This window comes from Vibrio sp. OPT46 (genome assembly GCF_015163535.1).
In the GTDB taxonomy this organism is placed as follows: Bacteria; Pseudomonadota; Gammaproteobacteria; order Enterobacterales; family Vibrionaceae; genus Vibrio; species Vibrio alginolyticus.
Genome location: NZ_JADDYG010000529.1, coordinates 1 through 17,559 on the forward strand (window position 1 = coordinate 1; position 17,559 = coordinate 17,559).

Annotated in this window: 19 protein-coding genes; 3 read left to right on the forward strand and 16 right to left on the reverse strand. The window is 45.2% G+C overall.

The window, feature by feature from the left end; genetic code table 11:
* The 16 genes from ybgF to aspS form a co-directional block, all read right to left on the reverse strand.
* A partial coding sequence (ybgF, locus tag IQR33_RS21285; protein WP_193844032.1) for a tol-pal system protein YbgF occupies positions 1 to 710 on the reverse strand: 710 nt, incomplete at its 3' end.
* A 15-nt stretch (positions 711 to 725) separates the two neighbouring features.
* On the reverse strand, positions 726 to 1,250 hold the full coding sequence (pal, locus tag IQR33_RS21290) for a peptidoglycan-associated lipoprotein Pal (protein WP_005378293.1): 525 nt from the start codon (positions 1,248 to 1,250) through the stop codon (positions 726 to 728).
* A 30-nt stretch (positions 1,251 to 1,280) separates the two neighbouring features.
* Positions 1,281 to 2,633: a Tol-Pal system beta propeller repeat protein TolB gene (gene tolB, locus IQR33_RS21295; RefSeq protein ID WP_005387925.1), complete on the reverse strand. Its 1,353-nt coding sequence runs from the start codon at positions 2,631 to 2,633 to the stop codon at positions 1,281 to 1,283.
* A 12-nt stretch (positions 2,634 to 2,645) separates the two neighbouring features.
* Positions 2,646 to 3,713 carry a cell envelope integrity protein TolA gene (gene tolA, locus IQR33_RS21300; protein WP_193837455.1) on the reverse strand — a complete coding sequence of 356 codons (1,068 nt, stop codon included), beginning with the start codon at positions 3,711 to 3,713 and terminating at the stop codon, positions 2,646 to 2,648.
* Positions 3,714 to 3,726: 13 nt separating this feature from the next.
* A complete protein-coding gene (locus IQR33_RS21305) occupies positions 3,727 to 4,170 on the reverse strand; it encodes an ExbD/TolR family protein (protein ID WP_005378298.1) in 444 nt (147 codons plus the stop codon).
* Positions 4,171 to 4,173: 3 nt separating this feature from the next.
* Positions 4,174 to 4,872, reverse strand: coding sequence for a protein TolQ (gene tolQ / locus IQR33_RS21310; protein WP_193837456.1), 699 nt, complete (start codon positions 4,870 to 4,872; stop codon positions 4,174 to 4,176).
* Complete coding sequence (gene ybgC / locus IQR33_RS21315; RefSeq protein ID WP_017820044.1) at positions 4,862 to 5,281, reverse strand: tol-pal system-associated acyl-CoA thioesterase; 420 nt, start codon at positions 5,279 to 5,281, stop codon at positions 4,862 to 4,864. Before ybgC ends, tolQ begins: the two co-directional genes overlap by 11 nt.
* Before the next feature lie 172 nt (positions 5,282 to 5,453).
* Positions 5,454 to 5,756, reverse strand: a complete 303-nt coding sequence (gene ybgE / locus IQR33_RS21320; protein ID WP_033905055.1) for a cyd operon protein YbgE — start codon at positions 5,754 to 5,756, stop codon at positions 5,454 to 5,456.
* Entirely contained in the window at positions 5,749 to 5,856 is a 108-nt protein-coding gene (cydX, locus tag IQR33_RS21325; protein ID WP_000270284.1) for a cytochrome bd-I oxidase subunit CydX, read from the reverse strand. Before cydX ends, ybgE begins: the two co-directional genes overlap by 8 nt.
* A gap of 12 nt (positions 5,857 to 5,868) precedes the next feature.
* The gene (gene cydB / locus IQR33_RS21330; RefSeq protein WP_006742909.1) at positions 5,869 to 7,005 is read right to left on the reverse strand and encodes a cytochrome d ubiquinol oxidase subunit II; all 1,137 of its coding nucleotides are present in this window, start codon (positions 7,003 to 7,005) and stop codon (positions 5,869 to 5,871) included.
* A gap of 17 nt (positions 7,006 to 7,022) precedes the next feature.
* Positions 7,023 to 8,609 carry a cytochrome ubiquinol oxidase subunit I gene (gene cydA / locus IQR33_RS21335; RefSeq protein WP_005378311.1) on the reverse strand — a complete coding sequence of 529 codons (1,587 nt, stop codon included), beginning with the start codon at positions 8,607 to 8,609 and terminating at the stop codon, positions 7,023 to 7,025.
* Positions 8,610 to 9,070: 461 nt separating this feature from the next.
* Entirely contained in the window at positions 9,071 to 10,075 is a 1,005-nt protein-coding gene (gene ruvB / locus IQR33_RS21340) for a Holliday junction branch migration DNA helicase RuvB (protein ID WP_005378312.1), read from the reverse strand.
* Positions 10,076 to 10,361: 286 nt separating this feature from the next.
* Entirely contained in the window at positions 10,362 to 10,973 is a 612-nt protein-coding gene (gene ruvA / locus IQR33_RS21345) for a Holliday junction branch migration protein RuvA (protein WP_017820041.1), read from the reverse strand.
* A gap of 67 nt (positions 10,974 to 11,040) precedes the next feature.
* A complete protein-coding gene (ruvC, locus tag IQR33_RS21350) occupies positions 11,041 to 11,562 on the reverse strand; it encodes a crossover junction endodeoxyribonuclease RuvC (RefSeq protein WP_005387909.1) in 522 nt (173 codons plus the stop codon).
* Positions 11,563 to 11,654: 92 nt separating this feature from the next.
* A complete protein-coding gene (locus IQR33_RS21355) occupies positions 11,655 to 12,401 on the reverse strand; it encodes a YebC/PmpR family DNA-binding transcriptional regulator (protein WP_005378402.1) in 747 nt (248 codons plus the stop codon).
* Between the two features lie 142 nt (positions 12,402 to 12,543).
* A complete protein-coding gene (aspS, locus tag IQR33_RS21360; protein ID WP_005378401.1) occupies positions 12,544 to 14,322 on the reverse strand; it encodes an aspartate--tRNA ligase in 1,779 nt (592 codons plus the stop codon).
* A gap of 273 nt (positions 14,323 to 14,595) precedes the next feature.
* On the opposite strand from aspS, the gene IQR33_RS21365 reads away from it, so the two are divergent.
* From IQR33_RS21365 to cmoB, 3 genes are all read left to right on the forward strand, one after another.
* The gene (locus tag IQR33_RS21365; RefSeq protein WP_170960341.1) at positions 14,596 to 15,462 is read left to right on the forward strand and encodes a DUF72 domain-containing protein; all 867 of its coding nucleotides are present in this window, start codon (positions 14,596 to 14,598) and stop codon (positions 15,460 to 15,462) included.
* A 93-nt stretch (positions 15,463 to 15,555) separates the two neighbouring features.
* Entirely contained in the window at positions 15,556 to 16,293 is a 738-nt protein-coding gene (gene cmoA / locus IQR33_RS21370) for a carboxy-S-adenosyl-L-methionine synthase CmoA (protein ID WP_136976027.1), read from the forward strand.
* An 81-nt stretch (positions 16,294 to 16,374) separates the two neighbouring features.
* Entirely contained in the window at positions 16,375 to 17,346 is a 972-nt protein-coding gene (gene cmoB, locus IQR33_RS21375) for a tRNA 5-methoxyuridine(34)/uridine 5-oxyacetic acid(34) synthase CmoB (RefSeq protein WP_005387902.1), read from the forward strand.
* Positions 17,347 to 17,559 lie beyond the last annotated feature (213 nt).

The following is a 17,559-nucleotide window of genomic DNA, read 5'->3' on the forward strand; positions in this document are numbered from 1 at the left end:
TATTCATCAACCACTTGTTGGTAGTACTTTTTCGCTTGAGCTGCATTGTTATTACGCTCAGCGATTTCGCCTAACTTAAGCAACGCATCGGCTCGCTTGTTGGAGTCTTTATAAGACACAACAGCGGCAAAACTTTTCACTGCATCCTCATCCTGCTTTTTAGCGAAGTACAACTGACCTAACCAGTAGTGAGAATTCGCTGAATATGTAGAATCAGGATAATCTTTCTGGAACTGCTGGAACGCTGCAATTGCACCAGTGTAATCACGCTTTTTGAGAATGAGGTCAACTGCATTCTGATATGCCGTTTGCTCATCAACATTTGGAGTGTACTGACCACCTGTTTTCACAGGTTGTGCTTCTTGTGCAGGTGCGGATTTTATCTCTCCACGAATACGATCCAGCTCGACAAACAACTCACGTTGACGTTGCAACATTTGTTTCATTTCGTAGCTATTTCGCTCTAATTGACCACGCAATTCACTGATCTCTTGTGACATTTGGTCAATTTGCTGTTGCATTTGGAGCTGAACGCGATTGCGATTTTGTAGCAAACGTTCTAGACGCTCTACTTCCGTTTCAGATGAACGGCTCTTAGAGACGGATGATGTGCTGTTGAGATCGGATACTGGAGCTGGTGCAGCGAACGCAAAGTTCGCTGCACTTGCCAGTAACGTAAGCGCAACAGCGCGCTTAGTGTTACTGAACATGAGGATTACCTCGAATTAGTATACTAGAACCGCGCGACGGTTCTTAGCGTAAACTTCATCTGATTGACCTAGAAGAAGTGGCTTCTCTTCACCGTAGCTAACGATTGAGATTTGGTCAGCTTGAACACCTAGTGCTTGTAGGTAGTTCGCTACTGCTTGTGCACGACGCTCACCTAGAGCAATGTTGTACTCAGGTGTACCGCGCTCATCAGCGTGACCTTCGATAGTTACGTTAAGTGCTGGGTTCTTGCTTAGGTAAGAAGCGTGAGCCGCTAGCATCTCTTCGTAATCTGCTGCAATTGTTGAGTTGTCAAAAGCAAAGTAGATTGTTTGAGTTTCACGTAGCGCTTGCTCTTTTAGCTCTTGCTCTGTCAACTGACCGCTTTGATCAATTGGCGTAGCTACTGTTGTTTCCACTGCGCCATTGTTGTTTGTTGCTGCACCAGTGTTAGAAGCAGCGTCGTCGCTTGAACTACACGCTGTAACAGCCATTACAGGAAGCGCGATTAGTAGCCCTTTTAGAACCTTGTTCAGTTGCATCTTATTTTCCTTTATTAATCAAACTTATTACTACAAAAACGGTGACCATGCAGGCGCTCGAACACGCCCATTTGTTGCCGGTAATCTAGCTTTGAATCGACCATCAATTGACACCATCGATAGTACGTTTTTCTTGTTGTAAATCGAGCTATACACAACCATGCCACCGTTTGGGGCAATACTAGGAGACTCATCAAGCAAGGTCTTAGTTAAGACTTGAAGAGCACCAGTTTCCAAATCTTGTTTCGCCAAATTAAATCCTGCGTTGCTGCGGTTCACCATAACTAGGAATCGCCCATCAGGAGTAATCTGACCACCCAAATTTTGGCTGCCTTGCCAAGTCAAACGGTCAATAGAACCGCTGCCCAAATTTACTTGATAAATCTGTGGTTTACCACCCCTATCCGATGTGAAAATCAACGATTTTCCATCCGGATGCCAGAACGGTTCCGTATTATTTGATCTGCCACGCGTAATTTGCGTCAGCTTACGAGTGTTAAGGTCAAACGTATAAACATGAAGCGAGCCTGTTTTAGAAAGAACAATCGCTAACTTATTGCCATCTGGCGAAAATCTTGGCGCACCATTGTGACGTGGGTATGAAGTAATTTTCTCACGTTCACCGGTGTAGATGTTCATGATGAAGATTTCTGCTTGGCCATTTTGGAAGCTAACATACGCAAGCTTTTTACCATCTGGTGACCACGCTGGTGACATTAATGGCTGCTTAGAACGTAAAACCAGACGCTCATTGTAGCCATCGTAATCAGCGACTCGAAGTTGGTAAGGGAAACGGTCTTTATCGTTCACTACCACATATGCGATACGAGTCATGAAAGCGCCACGGTCGCCAGTTAACTGTTCATACACCAAATCAGAGATACGGTGAGCGTACTCACGCATACGAGGCCCTTGAACAGTGGCTACTTTATTGAACAGCACATGATCTTTTGACAGAACCAATTCACCGTCACTACCAAGCGCCTTACTCTTCCCACCTGTTAACTGACCACGCACAATATCAACAAGTTGATAGTTGATAACGTAGTCACCTTGGTCGTTTTGCTTGATTGAACCAGTCAATAGCGCATCCACACCTAAATTGGTCCAAGCATCAAAATTAACTTCTGATTCACTGAACGGTGTTTGTGGCATTTTGCTCGTTGGAACTGGGCTGAATTTACCACTACGTTGTAAATCCGAGGCGATAACAGCAGAAACATCCGTTGGAAGCGCTTGTGTGCCCTCCCACTTAAACGGAACAACAGCAATTGGTCGTGCTGAATCAATACCATCGGTAATGACCAACTCTAATGCGGCATTCGCCACATTTGTCATACTGCTAAACAGTACAAACATTCCTAGTAAAAGGCGTCTAATCACGTCTTATTCCTTTTAGTCCAAAGCAACAGTTATGTTGATGTCTTTTAGTCTTTCATTGACCGCTGATTCTGAAGATTTAGGGAACGTCCCTACCTGAGCTATTGCTCGCTTCGCCGCAGCACACACTCGAGTATCGCCACTCAAAACGGTAACACCAGAGACCATCATATCAGTTCCTGTCGGAATCAATTTGATGTTTACCCTACACTCCTTTCCCAGCAAGTAGTCATCCTTAATCAGCTTTTGCTGAATATTTTGAGTATAGATGGATGACATACGAGAAAGTTCGTCGTCAATAAATTGATTGCGCGCAGCACTGTTTTTACTGACCTCATCCTCGAGACCCGCAAAAATATCATCTAACGCGGCTTCTTGAGCTTTACGCTCACGCTCGGCACGCTCAGCTGCTTCTCTCGCTTTACGCTCTCGCTCCGCTGCCTCTTTTGCCGCTTTCTCTTTTGCAATGCGCTCTTGTTCAGCTTTTTCAGCAGCTTCACGCTCACGACGTGCTTTTTCTTCCGCTTCTTTTGCTGCTTTTTCACGAGCCAAACGTTCTTGCTCAGCTTTTGCTATAGCCGCTTCTTTTGCTAAACGCTCCTGCTCAGCTTTACGCACGGCTTCTTCTTTTTCCTTGCGCTCTTTTTCTAGCTTAGCAGCTCGCTCTTTTTCTTTGCGAACACGTTCTTCTTCCTGCTTGCGCTCTTGCTCTTTTTTCTTACGTGCAGCTTCTGCTTCTCGCGCCGCTTGAGCATCTTTCGCTTGCTGCTCTTTCAACTTGCGAATTTGCTCTTCTTCAGCTTTGCGGTTTTTTTCTAGCTGCTCTGCTTCGCGTCTCAGTTTATCAAGACGCTCTTGTTCTTTTTTCGCTGCCTTTTCGCGTTGCTGGCGAATTTCTTCCGCTTGTTGCTGCACAAGTTTTGGATCGATGACAACAGCTTGAACCATTTGCCCTGTAGGCTCTGGTTTAGACATGTTGAAGTCCGTCCCCCAAAGCAGGGCTGCAACTAGAATTGCATGCAAACCAACCGATATTGCTATCGGTTTGGCGTATTGGTTGGGTTTCTTCTTGTGATCTTTCATAGATAATTGATGTCTATTCCCTGATATCGGTCATTAGACCTACCTTAGGGATACCAGCTCGACTTAGTTCATCTAGCAATAGAACAACATCGGCATATGGTGTTGCCGCGTCGCCACCTACCGCAACTGGTGAATCCGGCTTAACCTCTCGCTCCGCTTTCACTCGCACAATAACATCTTGCAACGACAAACCTCGCTGAACTTCTTCATCATTTACGCTTAGGCCTAAATTACCCTCGCTATCAATTTCGATGATAATAAAGCTACTGTCAGTCTCGCCAGCAAGGTCTTGCATAGATTCTGCGGTCGATGTTTTCGGAAGATCAACGTCGACGCCTTGAGTCACAAATGGAGCGGTCGCCATAAAAATGATCAACAGTACGAGCATTACGTCGATATACGGAACAACGTTGATCTCCGCTGTCATTTTTCGCTTTTTAGGTTGATAACCCGCCATGCTTTATTCCTTATCCGCGCTGTCTCGGCCAGCCATCGCTTGACGATGAAGGATGCTGTGGAATTCTTCAGAAAATGTTGCGTAAGTGTGCTCTAGTTTACTCACTTTATTGCTTAGACGGTTGTACGCCATTACTGCCGGAATAGCCGCAAATAGCCCCATCGCTGTCGCGATAAGTGCCTCGGCGATACCCGGTGCAACCATAGACAACGTAGCTTGCTTTACTTCACCCAGCGCAATAAAGGCGTGCATGATGCCCCAAACGGTACCAAATAGGCCGATATAAGGGCTTATAGAACCGACTGTTGCCAAAAACGGTAAGCTTGTTTCTAGCTCATCTACTTCACGAGAAACAGCAACGCGCATTGCGCGGCCAGTGCCTTCCATGATGTAAGCTGGTGAATTTGCGTTGCTCTTACGTAGGCGAGCAAACTCTGTAAAACCTGCGTAGAAGATTTCTTCTGTGCCTTCAATTTCGTCTTTACGCGCTTTTACTTTTTGGTAAAGCAGAGAAAGATCAGTACCCGACCAAAATTTGTCTTCAAACTGCTCTGCATTTTTTGATGCTTGAGAAAGCACTTTGCTGCGCTTGATGATCATTGCCCATGACACAATTGACATGCCAAGCAACGTCAGCATCACAAGCTTTACCAACAGACTGGCCTGAAGAAAGAGATCTAAAATGGAAATATCAGCAGTCACTATTTGTTAGCTCCGAATTTATAAAGGTTGGAATAGCTATTGGTTTCATTTTCTTATTATCGATACATGCTACCTTAACCGAGGCCTTGCACAATATCTTGCCTTGATCATTGACCAACTCTTGACAGAATTGCAGAGAAGCACGTTTTATTTCTGACACTCGGGTTACGACTGTCAGATGCTCGTCCAGCCTAGCCCCTTGGTTAAAATCGATATCCATGTGTCGGACAACAAAGCCGATATTTTGTTCCAGTAACACATGTTGAGAAATGCCTTTAGCACGTAACATCTCTGTCCGTGCGCGCTCAAAGAATTTTAGATAATTAGAATGATATACAACACCGCCCGCATCAGTGTCTTCATAGTACACGGTGATCGGCCAGTGAAAGAGATTTGATGTGCCTTGCAAGGGAGTACCAATATATTCAATTCTTTAAAGTAATTACTATAACTGAAGCGACAGCAATTGGTACCGAGCTAAGGAAATATTTTTGAAATTTGTAGAAAAAATAAAAGCTAGGCGAGATACCTAGCTTTTATTCGATGATTTAGTAACCGACTTTATTACAGCATATTTCAGCCTAAATGAAATAAAGTGCCGTTAGATAAATTAAGATAGCTAACGAGAAATAAGGACTAAACAAAACTTGCCAGTACCAGTTTCTTGGCTTGAAGCCCACCCCATACACCATGCTTGAACATACAGACCAAATCAGTGCTGGTGCGATGATTGAGTTAAAACCACCAATTGCTTGATGGTAAGCTTCAGGGTCCCACATCACCAATCCTATGTGCATAAAGCCAAGGATGAGAGATAAGACTCGTAGCAGAGTCTTATCCATTGGTGCGTGAAGTTTCGCTACCTTATCAGCGAGGTTACTCACTGTCTTTATCCATCATTTCTGAGTGCTCTAGCCAAAGAGCGTTGATGATACCGAATGCACAAGCAAGTAGTACACCTAGAATCCATGCGAAATACCACATAGTAAATGCTCCTTAGTAAAGTGAGTTTTTGTTGTCTTCAATGTACTGGTCATCAAGGCGACCAAACATCTTGTAGTAAGTCCAAGATGTGTAACCAAGGATGATTGGCACCATAACAAACGCAACGCCTGTCATTAGGTTCAGAGTCAGCTCAGATGACGTTGCATCCCACATTGTTAAGCTGTGGCTTGGCATTAAGTCTGAAGGCATGATGAATGGGAACATCGCAAAACCTGCAGTAAAGATAACACCAGCAACACCCAAGCTTGAAGTAATGAACGAAATCGCACATTTTTCAAGACGAGATGCCAATACAGCGAGAAGCGGCATTGCAACACCTAATACAGGAGCAGCCCATAGTAGTGGGTAGTTTTCAAAGTTCTTCATCCACGCACCAGCTTCACGGATAACCTCTTTGTTTAGAGGGTTAGAAGCAGCGTTAGTGTCGATACCGCCAACAATGACGTAGCCATCGATATTTTGGATCCAGAAACCAGCCGCTACAAACGCAGCAACCGTCAGTAAACCAGCCAACTGAGCAACGTTGCGCGCACGCACATGCACTTCGCCTGTTGTTTTCATTTGTAGCCAAGTAGAACCTTGCATCAAAATCATGAACAAGCTTACTAGACCACACAACAGTGCAAATGGGTTTAGTAGACCAAAGAATGAGCCATGGTATGTTGGCATCAAGAACTCACTCAATTGGAACGGTACACCTTGTAGAAGGTTACCAAACGCCACACCAAAGATGATTGGCGGAACAAAACCACTGATTGAGATACAGATATCCCAGGTATTGCGCCATTTTGGATCTTCGATTTTAGAGCGGTAGTCTAGGCCCAGAGGACGAAGCCATAGCGCTGCTAGTGTCAAAATCATCGCTAAGTAAAAGCCTGAAAATGACGTTGCGTAAACCAAAGGCCAAGCTGCGAACAGTGCACCACCAGCAGTGATAAGCCAAACTTGGTTACCATCCCAGTGAGGAGCAATTGAGTTAATCATGACACGGCGTTGCGTGTCGTTTTTACCGATAATAGGTACAAGCGCGCCTACACCCATATCGAAGCCGTCTGTTACTGCAAAACCAACTAGTAGAACACCGATTAGTACCCACCAGATGAGTCGCAAGATTTCGTAATCAAACATCTTGTTATCTCCTTACCTTACGCTTCTACTTGGCGACTAACTTTGTCTTCAACAGAGTCAGCATTTTGCTCGAAGTGGTAGCGACCCGTTTTCAGGCTACTTGGGCCTTTACGAGCGAATTTCAACATTAGGTAAACTTCTGCAATCAGGAATACCGTGTATAGCGCCAGAATTGCGAAGAGTGAAGTCCAGATTTCACCTGCAGTTAGCGCAGAAGCTGCAACATGCACTGGTAGAATTTCACCTACAGCCCAAGGCTGACGGCCGTACTCAGCGACGAACCAACCCGCTTCAATTGCAATCCAAGGTAGTGGAATGCTAAATAGTGCAGCTTTTAGAATCCATTGTTTCTGTTCAATCTTCTGACGACACGTTTGGATAAACGCCGCACCAAAGACAAACAACATGATGAAGCCACAAGCAACCATGATACGGAATGACCAGAATAGCGGCCATACTGTTGGGATTGAGTCGTCCGCAGCAGCTTGGATTTGCTCTTCTGTTGCATCAACAACATTGTCTGTGTAGCGCTTTAGAAGTAGACCGTAACCTAGGTCACCTTTCACTTCATCAAACGCAGTCATGTTTTCTTCTGACTTGTCGCCCGCACGAAGCTTCTCTAGAAGTTCATAAGCGTACATGCCGTCACGAATACGATCGACGTGTTCATCACGTAAATCACGAAGACCTGTTACTTGCTCATCAAAAGAGCGTGTCGCGATAATACCCATTACGTAAGGGATCTTAATTGCGTAATCGGTATGCATCGTTTCCTGGTTAGGAACACCAAATAACGTAAATGCGGCAGGTGCAGGTTCAGTGTGCCACTCTGCTTCAATTGCAGCGAGTTTCACTTTTTGAACTTCACCAAGCTCGTAGCCAGATTCGTCACCAAGAACGATGGTAGATAAGATAGCTGCAATACCGAAAGAAGCAGCAATAGCAAACGAACGACGAGCAAACGCAATGTCACGACCTTTTAATAGGTAGTATGAACTGATGCCTAGAATAAACATTGCGCCACAAGTGTAACCAGAAGCAACCGTATGCACGAACTTAACCTGAGCAACTGGGTTTAGTACAACCTCAGAGAAGCTCACCATTTCCATTCGCATGGTTTCGAAGTTGAAATCTGCGCCTACTGGGTTTTGCATCCAGCCGTTTGCGATAAGAATCCAAAGAGCAGAGAAGTTAGAGCCTAGTGCCACAAGCCAGGTAACCGCTAAGTGTTGGCGTTTAGATAGACGATCCCACCCGAAGAAGAATAGACCAACAAAAGTTGACTCCAGGAAGAATGCGACAAGTGCTTCGATCGCTAGCGGTGCACCGAAGATATCACCTACATAGTGGGAGTAGTAAGACCAGTTCGTACCAAACTGGAACTCCATGGTAAGGCCTGTCGCCACACCAAGTGCAAAGTTAATACCGAATAGCTTACCCCAGAACTTGGTCATGTCCTTATAGATTTGCTTGTTCGTCATTACGTACATCGATTCCATAATGGCCAGAAGGAAGGCCATACCAAGGGTCAATGGTACGAATAGGAAGTGATACATCGCTGTCAGTGCAAACTGCAACCGCGATAGATCAACTACGTCAATCATGGTAACTCCTATGTGTCGGCTGAATGACACTCTCTACATATTGCAATCCATATTCAGGTGTTATTTACACTTGAAAAATGTTGAATTATCACAACTCATTGTTGCAAAAATGTGCTTCATTGGTTAGTTAATTGTTAAGCATCAGCTAATATAGCTGGGGCTAATATTACTTGTAAAAACAGATTGTTTCAAAAGGTTTATAGCCGTAACGCGCTTTGATATACATCAATGTTTATGCGCGGAATTTGCACAAAAATCCATCACATTGATCTAGATCAACCAGTATTGGATACGGATGTTAAGAGAGAGTAATCAGGAGAGAAATTAACCAGTTGCAAGCAAACATCGAGTTAACAATCAATGCTTTTTACTTACTAAACCAGTATGAGAAAAAATTCAAAAAATGTGAGTTTGGTCAACTTTAATGAAGCGCTGGGCAACAAAGGCCCAGCGAGGGAATCTTATTTTTCAATTCCGAAATGCAAATACGCACGATCTGTCGCGATTCTTCCACGCGGAGTGCGTTGTAAATAACCTTGCTGAATAAGATAAGGTTCAAGAACGTCTTCAATAGTGTCCTTTTCTTCACCTATCGCCGCTGCCATGTTGTCGAGCCCGACCGGACCACCACCAAATTTTTCCATAATCGCGAGTAGTAGCTTACGGTCCATGTAATCGAAGCCTTCGGCGTCCACATCAAGCATATTCAACGCCTTATCGGCAACATCGGCACAAATGTGACCATTGCCTTTTACTTCCGCATAATCACGAACACGACGTAGCAAACGGTTAGCAATACGTGGTGTGCCACGCGCACGTCTTGCCACTTCCAATGCACCTTCAGGTTCCATTGATAAACCTAAACAATCCGCGCTTCGCTGCACGATATCTTGGAGGTCTTTTATCTTATAAAACTCAAGGCGCTGAGTAATACCAAAGCGGTCGCGCAATGGTGACGTTAAAGAGCCCGCTCGGGTCGTCGCACCAATTAACGTAAATGGTGGTAAATCGATCTTAATAGAACGAGCGGCCGGACCTTCACCGATCATAATATCCAGTTGATAATCTTCCATCGCCGGATACAGCACCTCTTCAACCATCGGGCTCAAGCGGTGAATCTCATCGATGAACAACACATCGTTTTCTTCGAGGTTGGTTAACAGCGCGGCCAAATCGCCTGCTTTCTCAAGTACAGGGCCTGAAGTAGTGCGAATGTTCACTTCCATTTCATTGGCAACGATGTTCGCAAGTGTGGTTTTACCCAAACCTGGGGGACCAAAAATCAAAAGGTGATCAAGTGCTTCGCTACGTAACTGAGCAGCTTTAATGAAGATCTCCATTTGGTCACGGACATGGTCCTGACCTTGGTAATCCGCTAATTTTTTTGGCCGAATAGCACGATCAATGACATCTTCATCACGAAAGGCAGGGTTTTCTGGCGCGATTAAACGATCGGCTTCAATCATCTTTTTACCTTGAAAAATGGTTACCTGAGAGAATAATGCCGCTCGTTTAACAGCAAGTGGCATATTTCTATATCTCGTCATCCTGTACAGCGACGAAGGAGCGTGATACAGGATCTTCTATCCGAGCGATTTATGGTCAAATTGTTTCATTAACCGCTCAGCGTGCTGCTATTAGATTCCCAGTCTCGCCAGGCTCGCTGGAATGACACAAAAAACATCGTTAAGCGATTGGCATTAACCTTAGAGAATGAGTTATCTTGAACAAATGTTCACTGTGCAACCAGCGTTACACCATTGATTTTAGAGCTTCACGGATCATTTGCTCACTGCTCATGTCCGGTTTAGCGATCTGAGATACCACTTTCGACGCTTGAGTCGGCTTGTAACCTAGAGCTAGAAGCGCACTGATTGCTTCTTCTTCCGCGTTGTTGGATGTCGCACTAGAATCCGCAGGAGCAGCATCCGTAAATGGTGTAAATAGATCGCCAGCGCCCCACCCTTTCAAGCGGTCTTTCATTTCAACAACCAATCTCTCTGCGGTTTTCTTGCCAACGCCTGGAAGCTTAACCAGCGTAGAAACGTCTTCATGTTCCACACAAGTAACAAATTGCGTTGCTGTCATACCAGAGAGAATACCAAGACCGAGTTTAGGACCAACGCCATTGGCTTTGATCACTTCACGGAAAAGTGCTCGTTCTTTTACCGTGTTGAAACCGTATAGCAATTGCGCATCTTCACGGACAACAAAGTGAGTATAAATAATGGCTTCTTCGCCAACATTTGGCAGTTCGTAAAAACAGCTCATTGGCATCTGGACTTCATAGCCAATGCCATTAACTTCAATTAATACTTCAGGTGGTTGCTTTTCAATCAGTATGCCACGAAGACGTCCAATCACTATAAATACTCTTTGGAAATGAATTTGCGACAGGATAATAAAGAACTGGATAGACATCCAGTTAATTTTAACGGTAGCGCCCTTTTCTGGCACTGGTTGCTTTGCCCGCTAACGCAACGAGAGTCTTGTTAGTATTGGCATGACAAATCGCCACACCTAAAGCATCGGCTGCATCCGCTTGAGGCTTGGCGGGCAATTTAAGCATCTGCTGAACCATATGCTGAACTTGCGCTTTGTCCGCGCCACCAGTGCCGACGACAGCTTGCTTAATAAGACGAGCCGCGTATTCAAATACCGGCAACTCCGCATTCACCGCAGCAACAATTGCACTGCCACGAGCTTGGCCAAGTTTTAGCGCTGAATCCGCGTTTTTGGCCATAAACACTTGCTCGATCGCGAAAACGTCCGGTTGAAACTGGGTAATGATTTCCGTGACGCCTGCATAAATCTGTTTAAGCCGACCCGGAAGTTCTTTTTCTGAAGTACGAATGCAGCCACTACCAAGGTATTGCAAGTGGCGTCCATTTTGACGAATGACCCCATAGCCGGTAATGCGCGAACCTGGGTCAATGCCCAAAATAATTGACATGAATGTTCCTAAAAATGAGGCCTAATTCGGCCTCAGTCTTTTTATTATTACTTGCTAACTTCGGAGCAAATACCGCTCCCGACACCTTGAGTTTAATCTAGCGTAGCAGCAACGTCGTCAGAGATATCACCATTGTGATAAACCTCTTGAACGTCGTCCAGATCTTCCAAAGCGTCAATCAAACGAAGTAGTTTTGGCGCAGTGTCCGCGTCCAAATCTGCTTTCGTAGATGGGATCAGAGACACCTCAGCGTTCTCTGCCTCAAACCCTGCGGCATCAAGAGCATCTTTTACGAGTCCAAAATCGCCTGGGGCCGTGTAGACATCAATCGAGCCATCTTCTGCCGTTTCAATGTCATCAGCACCACTTTCTAATGCTACTTCCATTACCGCATCCTCATCTAAACCTGGGCCATATGAAATCACGCCTTTCTTGTCGAAAAGATAGTTGACGCTACCATCCGTCCCCAGATTACCGCCTGACTTTGAGAATGCATGGCGTACGCCAGATACCGTACGATTTCGGTTATCCGTCATACATTCGACCATGACCGCCGTACCACCTGGACCATAACCTTCATAGATCACGGTTTCCATGTTGTCGTCGCCTTCACCACCAGCACCTCGGCTGACAGCGCGATTGACAGTGTCACGTGTCATGTTGTTAGACAGTGCTTTATCAATTGCGGCTCGCAAACGTGGGTTATTTTCTGGCTCACCGCCCCCCTCTTTTGCCGCAACAACGATTTCACGGATTAATTTAGTAAAGATTTTGCCGCGCTTCGCATCTTGCGCTGCTTTACGGTGACGAATATTCGCCCATTTACTATGACCAGCCATAATTCACCTTTTAATGTATTTTGACGCTTAATAACAAAACATGTTCTAAAAGCGTTGCTTGGGAAATTGCTTTGGAAGTTTCTTGGGTTTATTTAAACAAAAACTCCCGCAGTTGCGGGAGTTTTCTTCAAATGTTGTGCGCTTATTCTGCGTCTTTTTCTTTCGCTGCAGTTACTGCGATGGCTAGCTCTTCTAGCGCTGCTGGGTTCGCAATACTTGGTGCGTCTGTTAGTAGACACGCAGCTGCTGTTGTTTTAGGGAACGCGATAACATCACGGATGTTCTCTGTACCACATAGCAGCATTACTAGACGGTCTAGACCAAATGCAAGACCAGCATGTGGAGGCGTACCGAATTTCAGCGCATCAAGCAGGAAGCCGAACTTAAGCTGTTGCTCTTCAGGTGTGATACCTAGAATATCAAATACGGCTTCTTGCATATCTGCGTTGTGGATACGAACAGAGCCGCCGCCCACTTCGTAGCCATTTAGAACCATATCGTAAGCGTTAGAATTTGCCGCAGCAGGGTTTGCTTTTAGCTCTTCTGCAGTCACACCTAGAGGCGATGTGAATGGGTGGTGCATCGCGTGTAGGTTGCCTTCGTCATCTTCTTCGAACATTGGGAAGTCAACAACCCATAGTGGAGCCCATGCAGACTCATCCGTTAGCTCTAGGTCTTTACCTAGTTTCAAACGTAGCGCACCCATTGCTTCTGCAACGATGCCCGCTTTATCAGCGCCAAATAGGATAATGTCACCAGATTCCGCTTGAGTACGATCTAGAATGCCGTTGATCACGTCTTCATTTAGGAACTTAGCGACTGGAGATTGGATACCTTCCATGCCCGCTGCACGGTCGTTAACCTTCATCCAAGCTAGACCTTTCGCACCGTAGATGCCAACGAATTCACCGTAGCCATCAATTTGCTTACGAGTCAAAGATGCACCACCTGGAACGCGAATAACGGCAACGCGGCCTTTTTCGTCGTTTGCTGGACCTGAGAATACTTTGAACTCAACATCTTTCACTAGGTCAGCAACGTCTACTAGTTCCAGTGGGTTACGTAGGTCTGGCTTGTCCGAACCGAAACGACGAATCGCTTCGCTGAACGGCATTACTGGGAATTCACCTAGGTCAACATTTAGTAGCTCTTGCCACATTTCACGAACCATTTTCTCAGTCGTTGCACGAACTTGGTCAGCCGTCATGAATGACGTTTCGATATCGATCTGAGTGAATTCTGGTTGACGGTCAGCACGCAAGTCTTCATCACGGAAACACTTAACGATTTGGTAGTAACGGTCAAAACCAGACATCATTAGAAGTTGTTTGAATAGCTGTGGAGACTGAGGAAGCGCGTAGAAGCTGCCTTTGTGAACACGGCTAGGTACTAGGTAGTCACGAGCGCCTTCTGGAGTCGCTTTTGTTAGGACTGGTGTTTCGATGTCTAGGAAGCCGTTGTCATCTAGGAAACGACGAACAAAGCTAGACGCTTTAGCACGTAGCTTGATGCGGTCGCTCATTTCAGGACGACGTAGATCTAGGTAACGGTACTTCAGGCGCTGCTCTTCAGAGTTCTTTTGGTTGAAGTCTAGAGGCAGAACATCAGAACGGTTGATGATTTCAAGACCTTTCGCAAGGATCTCAACTTCACCTGTTGCCATGTCTTTGTTTGCTTGGCTCTCTGGGCGAACGCGCACTTCACCCGTTAGTTTGATACAGAATTCATTACGAAGTGTGTTCGCCACTTCATACGCATCCGCCATATCTGGATCAACAACTACCTGAACGATACCTTCGCGATCTCGCATATCAATAAAAATAAGACCGCCTAAATCACGACGACGGTTAACCCAGCCGCAAAGTTCTACAGTTTGTCCTGCAAGGGACTTGTTCAGGTGACCACAGTAATGGGTACGCATAATGAAATTCCCAATCTCTCAAATGTTGTTAACTACGCTCTGTCAGCCTCATTGCTAAGCAGAGTAAAGATTCAGTTATACGCTGAATGTCCACGAAAATCGACTACTCAACATACAATTACGTGTGTTTTATCATTCACTGGTGCTTTTTAGTACAACAAATGTTCAAAAGCGCACCAAAGCGAAAAAATTGGGGAGGATTATAGCGTGAAATTACCTATTTCAGCAAAACTCTCGTAAAGTATTCACACGAGTAGCAAGCAGTAAAGAATAATGGATAACTTACCTCTTCGACTTGGATTGACGATGTGGTCGCACAATCAATGGCAACAAAGTTTTTACGGCAGCGGGACAAAGCCCGCTGAACGTTTAGAAAGGTATGCGCAAGTGTTTCATACCGTGGAAGGCAACACAACATTTTATGCCACACCGACGCTCAATACAGTGCAAAACTGGAGAGCCGCAACCCACGATGATTTTCGCTTTACTTTCAAACTTCCTAAAGCCATCACTCATGAGCAAATGCTAAGAGGTTGCAGCGAACAACTGAGAGACTTCATGAAAGTCATGGAGCCTTTGCATGACCGTGTGGGCCAATGGACAATTCAATTACCAGCCGCATTTGGTCCTGAGCACCTTTATCGACTGAAAAAGTTCTGTGCGAGCTTTCCACCTAACTTCCCTCTCGGTGTTGAGGTTCGCCATATGGCATTTTTCTCCAAAGGCGAAGAAGAGCGAGCACTTAACCAATGGTTAGTAGAGAATAATATTGACCGCATTATTATGGATAGCCGCCCAGTCTTTGCCGCTAAGCCCGACAATGAGGCGATTATTGATGCGCAAATGAAAAAACCACGAGTACCTGTTCACGCCATTGCTACCGCTTCACACCCTTTGATTCGCTTTATTGGTCATCCAGAAGAACAGCAAAATTACGAGTTTTTTAAACCATGGCTCAACAAGTTGCCACAATGGATTGCCGAAGGTAAACAGCCATATATCATGATCCATACCGCAGACAATATAATTGCGCCAGAGTTGGCCGCAAACCTATATAAAGACATACAAAAGCGTATCATGCTCCCTGAGTTAGCACCTTTCCCTGCTGACGATGGCAACTCGCAGTTACAGATGTTCTAACGCAACACATGACAGAGGCGCGAAATTCCCATAAAATACGCGCCTTTTTTGGTGCCTGACATTTTCAGGCAGCTTGTATGCAGAGACTTAGTTATGAACCCTAAGAGCATTCCAGATACTATTTTTTCGGCTCCAATCGATAAAATTGGGGATTTCACGTTCGATGAACGCGTAGCGGAAGTATTTCCTGACATGATTCAACGATCGGTACCGGGTTACAGCAATATCATTTCTGCAATCGGTATGCTGGCAGAGCGTTTTGTAAAACCTCACTCAAACATCTATGACCTAGGCTGTTCTTTGGGTGCTGCAACATTGTCTATGCGTCGCCATATCAAACAAGAAGGTTGCCAAATCATCGCAGTGGACAACTCTCCGGCGATGGTTGAGCGTTGTAAACTTCACGTCAACGCTTACCGCAGTGACACTCCTGTGGATGTAGTAGAAGCAGACATTCGCAATATCGAAATTGAAAACGCGTCAGTGGTGGTGTTGAACTTCACTTTGCAATTCCTCTCTCCAGAAGATCGTTACTCCTTGCTCGAAAAAATTTACGCAGGCCTGCGTCCGGGCGGCATTTTGATTCTATCGGAGAAGTTCGTCTTCGAAGATGAAGTGTCGAACGAACTGTTAATTGACCTTCACCACGACTTTAAACGTGCGAATGGTTATAGCGAACTAGAAATCAGCCAAAAGCGCAGCGCGATAGAAAACGTAATGCGCCCAGATTCAAAGAAAGAACATAAAGAGCGTTTCGCTAAAATTGGCTTTTCTAGCTACGATGTTTGGTTCCAATGCTTTAACTTCGGCTCCATGTTCGCGATTAAATAGACCGTGCATACCAAGCCTGAACCATACCGATTTCGGCTTTTGTTAATAATTTATACCCATCAACTCAGCGATTGACTAACTATGTTTAACTTTGCAAATTTCTACCAATTGATTGCCCAAGACACTCGTCTTCAACCTTGGCTTAATGTGCTTCCGCAACAGCTAACGGATTGGCAAAATGCAGAGCACGGTGACTTTGGTCGCTGGTTGAAAGCACTGAACAAAATCCCAGCGGGTAGACCGGACAACATCGACATTGTTGATTCTGTCACGATTTCAAACAATGAGCCCATGCCTCAAGGGGAACTTAAAAAGCTAGAAAGCTTACTTCGTACATTCCATCCTTGGCGCAAAGGCCCATACCACGTACACGGCATCCATATTGATACTGAGTGGCGCAGTGATTGGAAATGGGACCGCGTGCTTCCGCATATTTCACCATTAAAGAATCGCAGCGTACTCGATGTAGGTTGTGGTAACGGATACCACATGTGGCGCATGCTAGGCGAAGGTGCACGCTTAACTGTCGGTATCGATCCATCTCACCTGTTCCTGATTCAGTTCGAAGCAATTCGTAAACTAATGGGCGATGACCAACGTGCACACCTATTGCCATTGGGTATTGAACAACTACCTAAGTTAGAAGCGTTCGATACGGTATTCAGCATGGGCGTGCTTTACCATCGCCGCTCGCCTCTCGATCATTTAGTGCAACTAAAAGATCAATTGGTATCTGGAGGTGAACTCGTATTGGAAACACTCGTGATTGAAGGTGATGAGAATGCAGTACTGGTCCCGACTTCTCGTTACGCGCAAATGCGTAATGTCTATTTCTTCCCTTCAGCAAAAGCCCTAAAAGTGTGGTTAGAATTGGTCGGTTTTGAAGATGTTCGTATCGTTGATGAAAACATCACATCCGTAGATGAACAACGTACCACAGATTGGATGACGCATAACTCTCTACCTGACTACTTAGATCCGAACGACCCAAGCAAGACTGTAGAAGGCTACCCTGCCCCTCGCCGCGCGGTTCTTGTCGCTCGCAAATCATAATTCGCTGAGATTCCTGACATTGTCTTAACTCATTTTACGAGTTAAGACATTACCCTCTTTCCTCGTAATGAGCGAGTTTGATTTTTGAATCCATTTTTCACGTCAAAATATAAGCACGCTCTAAATAAGGATGCGCTTTTATGTCCTTGATTTTTGGCTTTTCATCACTATTCCTCAAACAATAAGTAATAGAGAAACATTCTTACTTGTGAG

Excerpts from the sequence above, each read along its gene's own strand:
- ruvB (WP_005378312.1), bottom strand. The coding sequence starts at position 10,075 with ATGATTGAAGCCGATCGTTTAATCGCGCCAGAAAACCCTGCCTTTCGT.
- cydX (WP_000270284.1), bottom strand. The coding sequence starts at position 5,856 with ATGTGGTATTTCGCATGGATTCTAGGTGTACTACTTGCTTGTGCATTC.
- tolA (WP_193837455.1), bottom strand. The coding sequence starts at position 3,713 with ATGAAAGATCACAAGAAGAAACCCAACCAATACGCCAAACCGATAGCA.
- pal (WP_005378293.1), bottom strand. The coding sequence starts at position 1,250 with ATGCAACTGAACAAGGTTCTAAAAGGGCTACTAATCGCGCTTCCTGTA.
- aspS (WP_005378401.1), bottom strand. The coding sequence starts at position 14,322 with ATGCGTACCCATTACTGTGGTCACCTGAACAAGTCCCTTGCAGGACAA.
- cmoB (WP_005387902.1), top strand. The coding sequence starts at position 16,375 with ATGTTTAACTTTGCAAATTTCTACCAATTGATTGCCCAAGACACTCGT.
- cydA (WP_005378311.1), bottom strand. The coding sequence starts at position 8,609 with ATGATTGACGTAGTTGATCTATCGCGGTTGCAGTTTGCACTGACAGCG.
- IQR33_RS21355 (WP_005378402.1), bottom strand. The coding sequence starts at position 12,401 with ATGGCTGGTCATAGTAAATGGGCGAATATTCGTCACCGTAAAGCAGCG.
- IQR33_RS21305 (WP_005378298.1), bottom strand. The coding sequence starts at position 4,170 with ATGGCGGGTTATCAACCTAAAAAGCGAAAAATGACAGCGGAGATCAAC.
- cmoA (WP_136976027.1), top strand. The coding sequence starts at position 15,556 with ATGAACCCTAAGAGCATTCCAGATACTATTTTTTCGGCTCCAATCGAT.
- IQR33_RS21365 (WP_170960341.1), top strand. The coding sequence starts at position 14,596 with ATGGATAACTTACCTCTTCGACTTGGATTGACGATGTGGTCGCACAAT.
- cydB (WP_006742909.1), bottom strand. The coding sequence starts at position 7,005 with ATGTTTGATTACGAAATCTTGCGACTCATCTGGTGGGTACTAATCGGT.
- ruvC (WP_005387909.1), bottom strand. The coding sequence starts at position 11,562 with ATGTCAATTATTTTGGGCATTGACCCAGGTTCGCGCATTACCGGCTAT.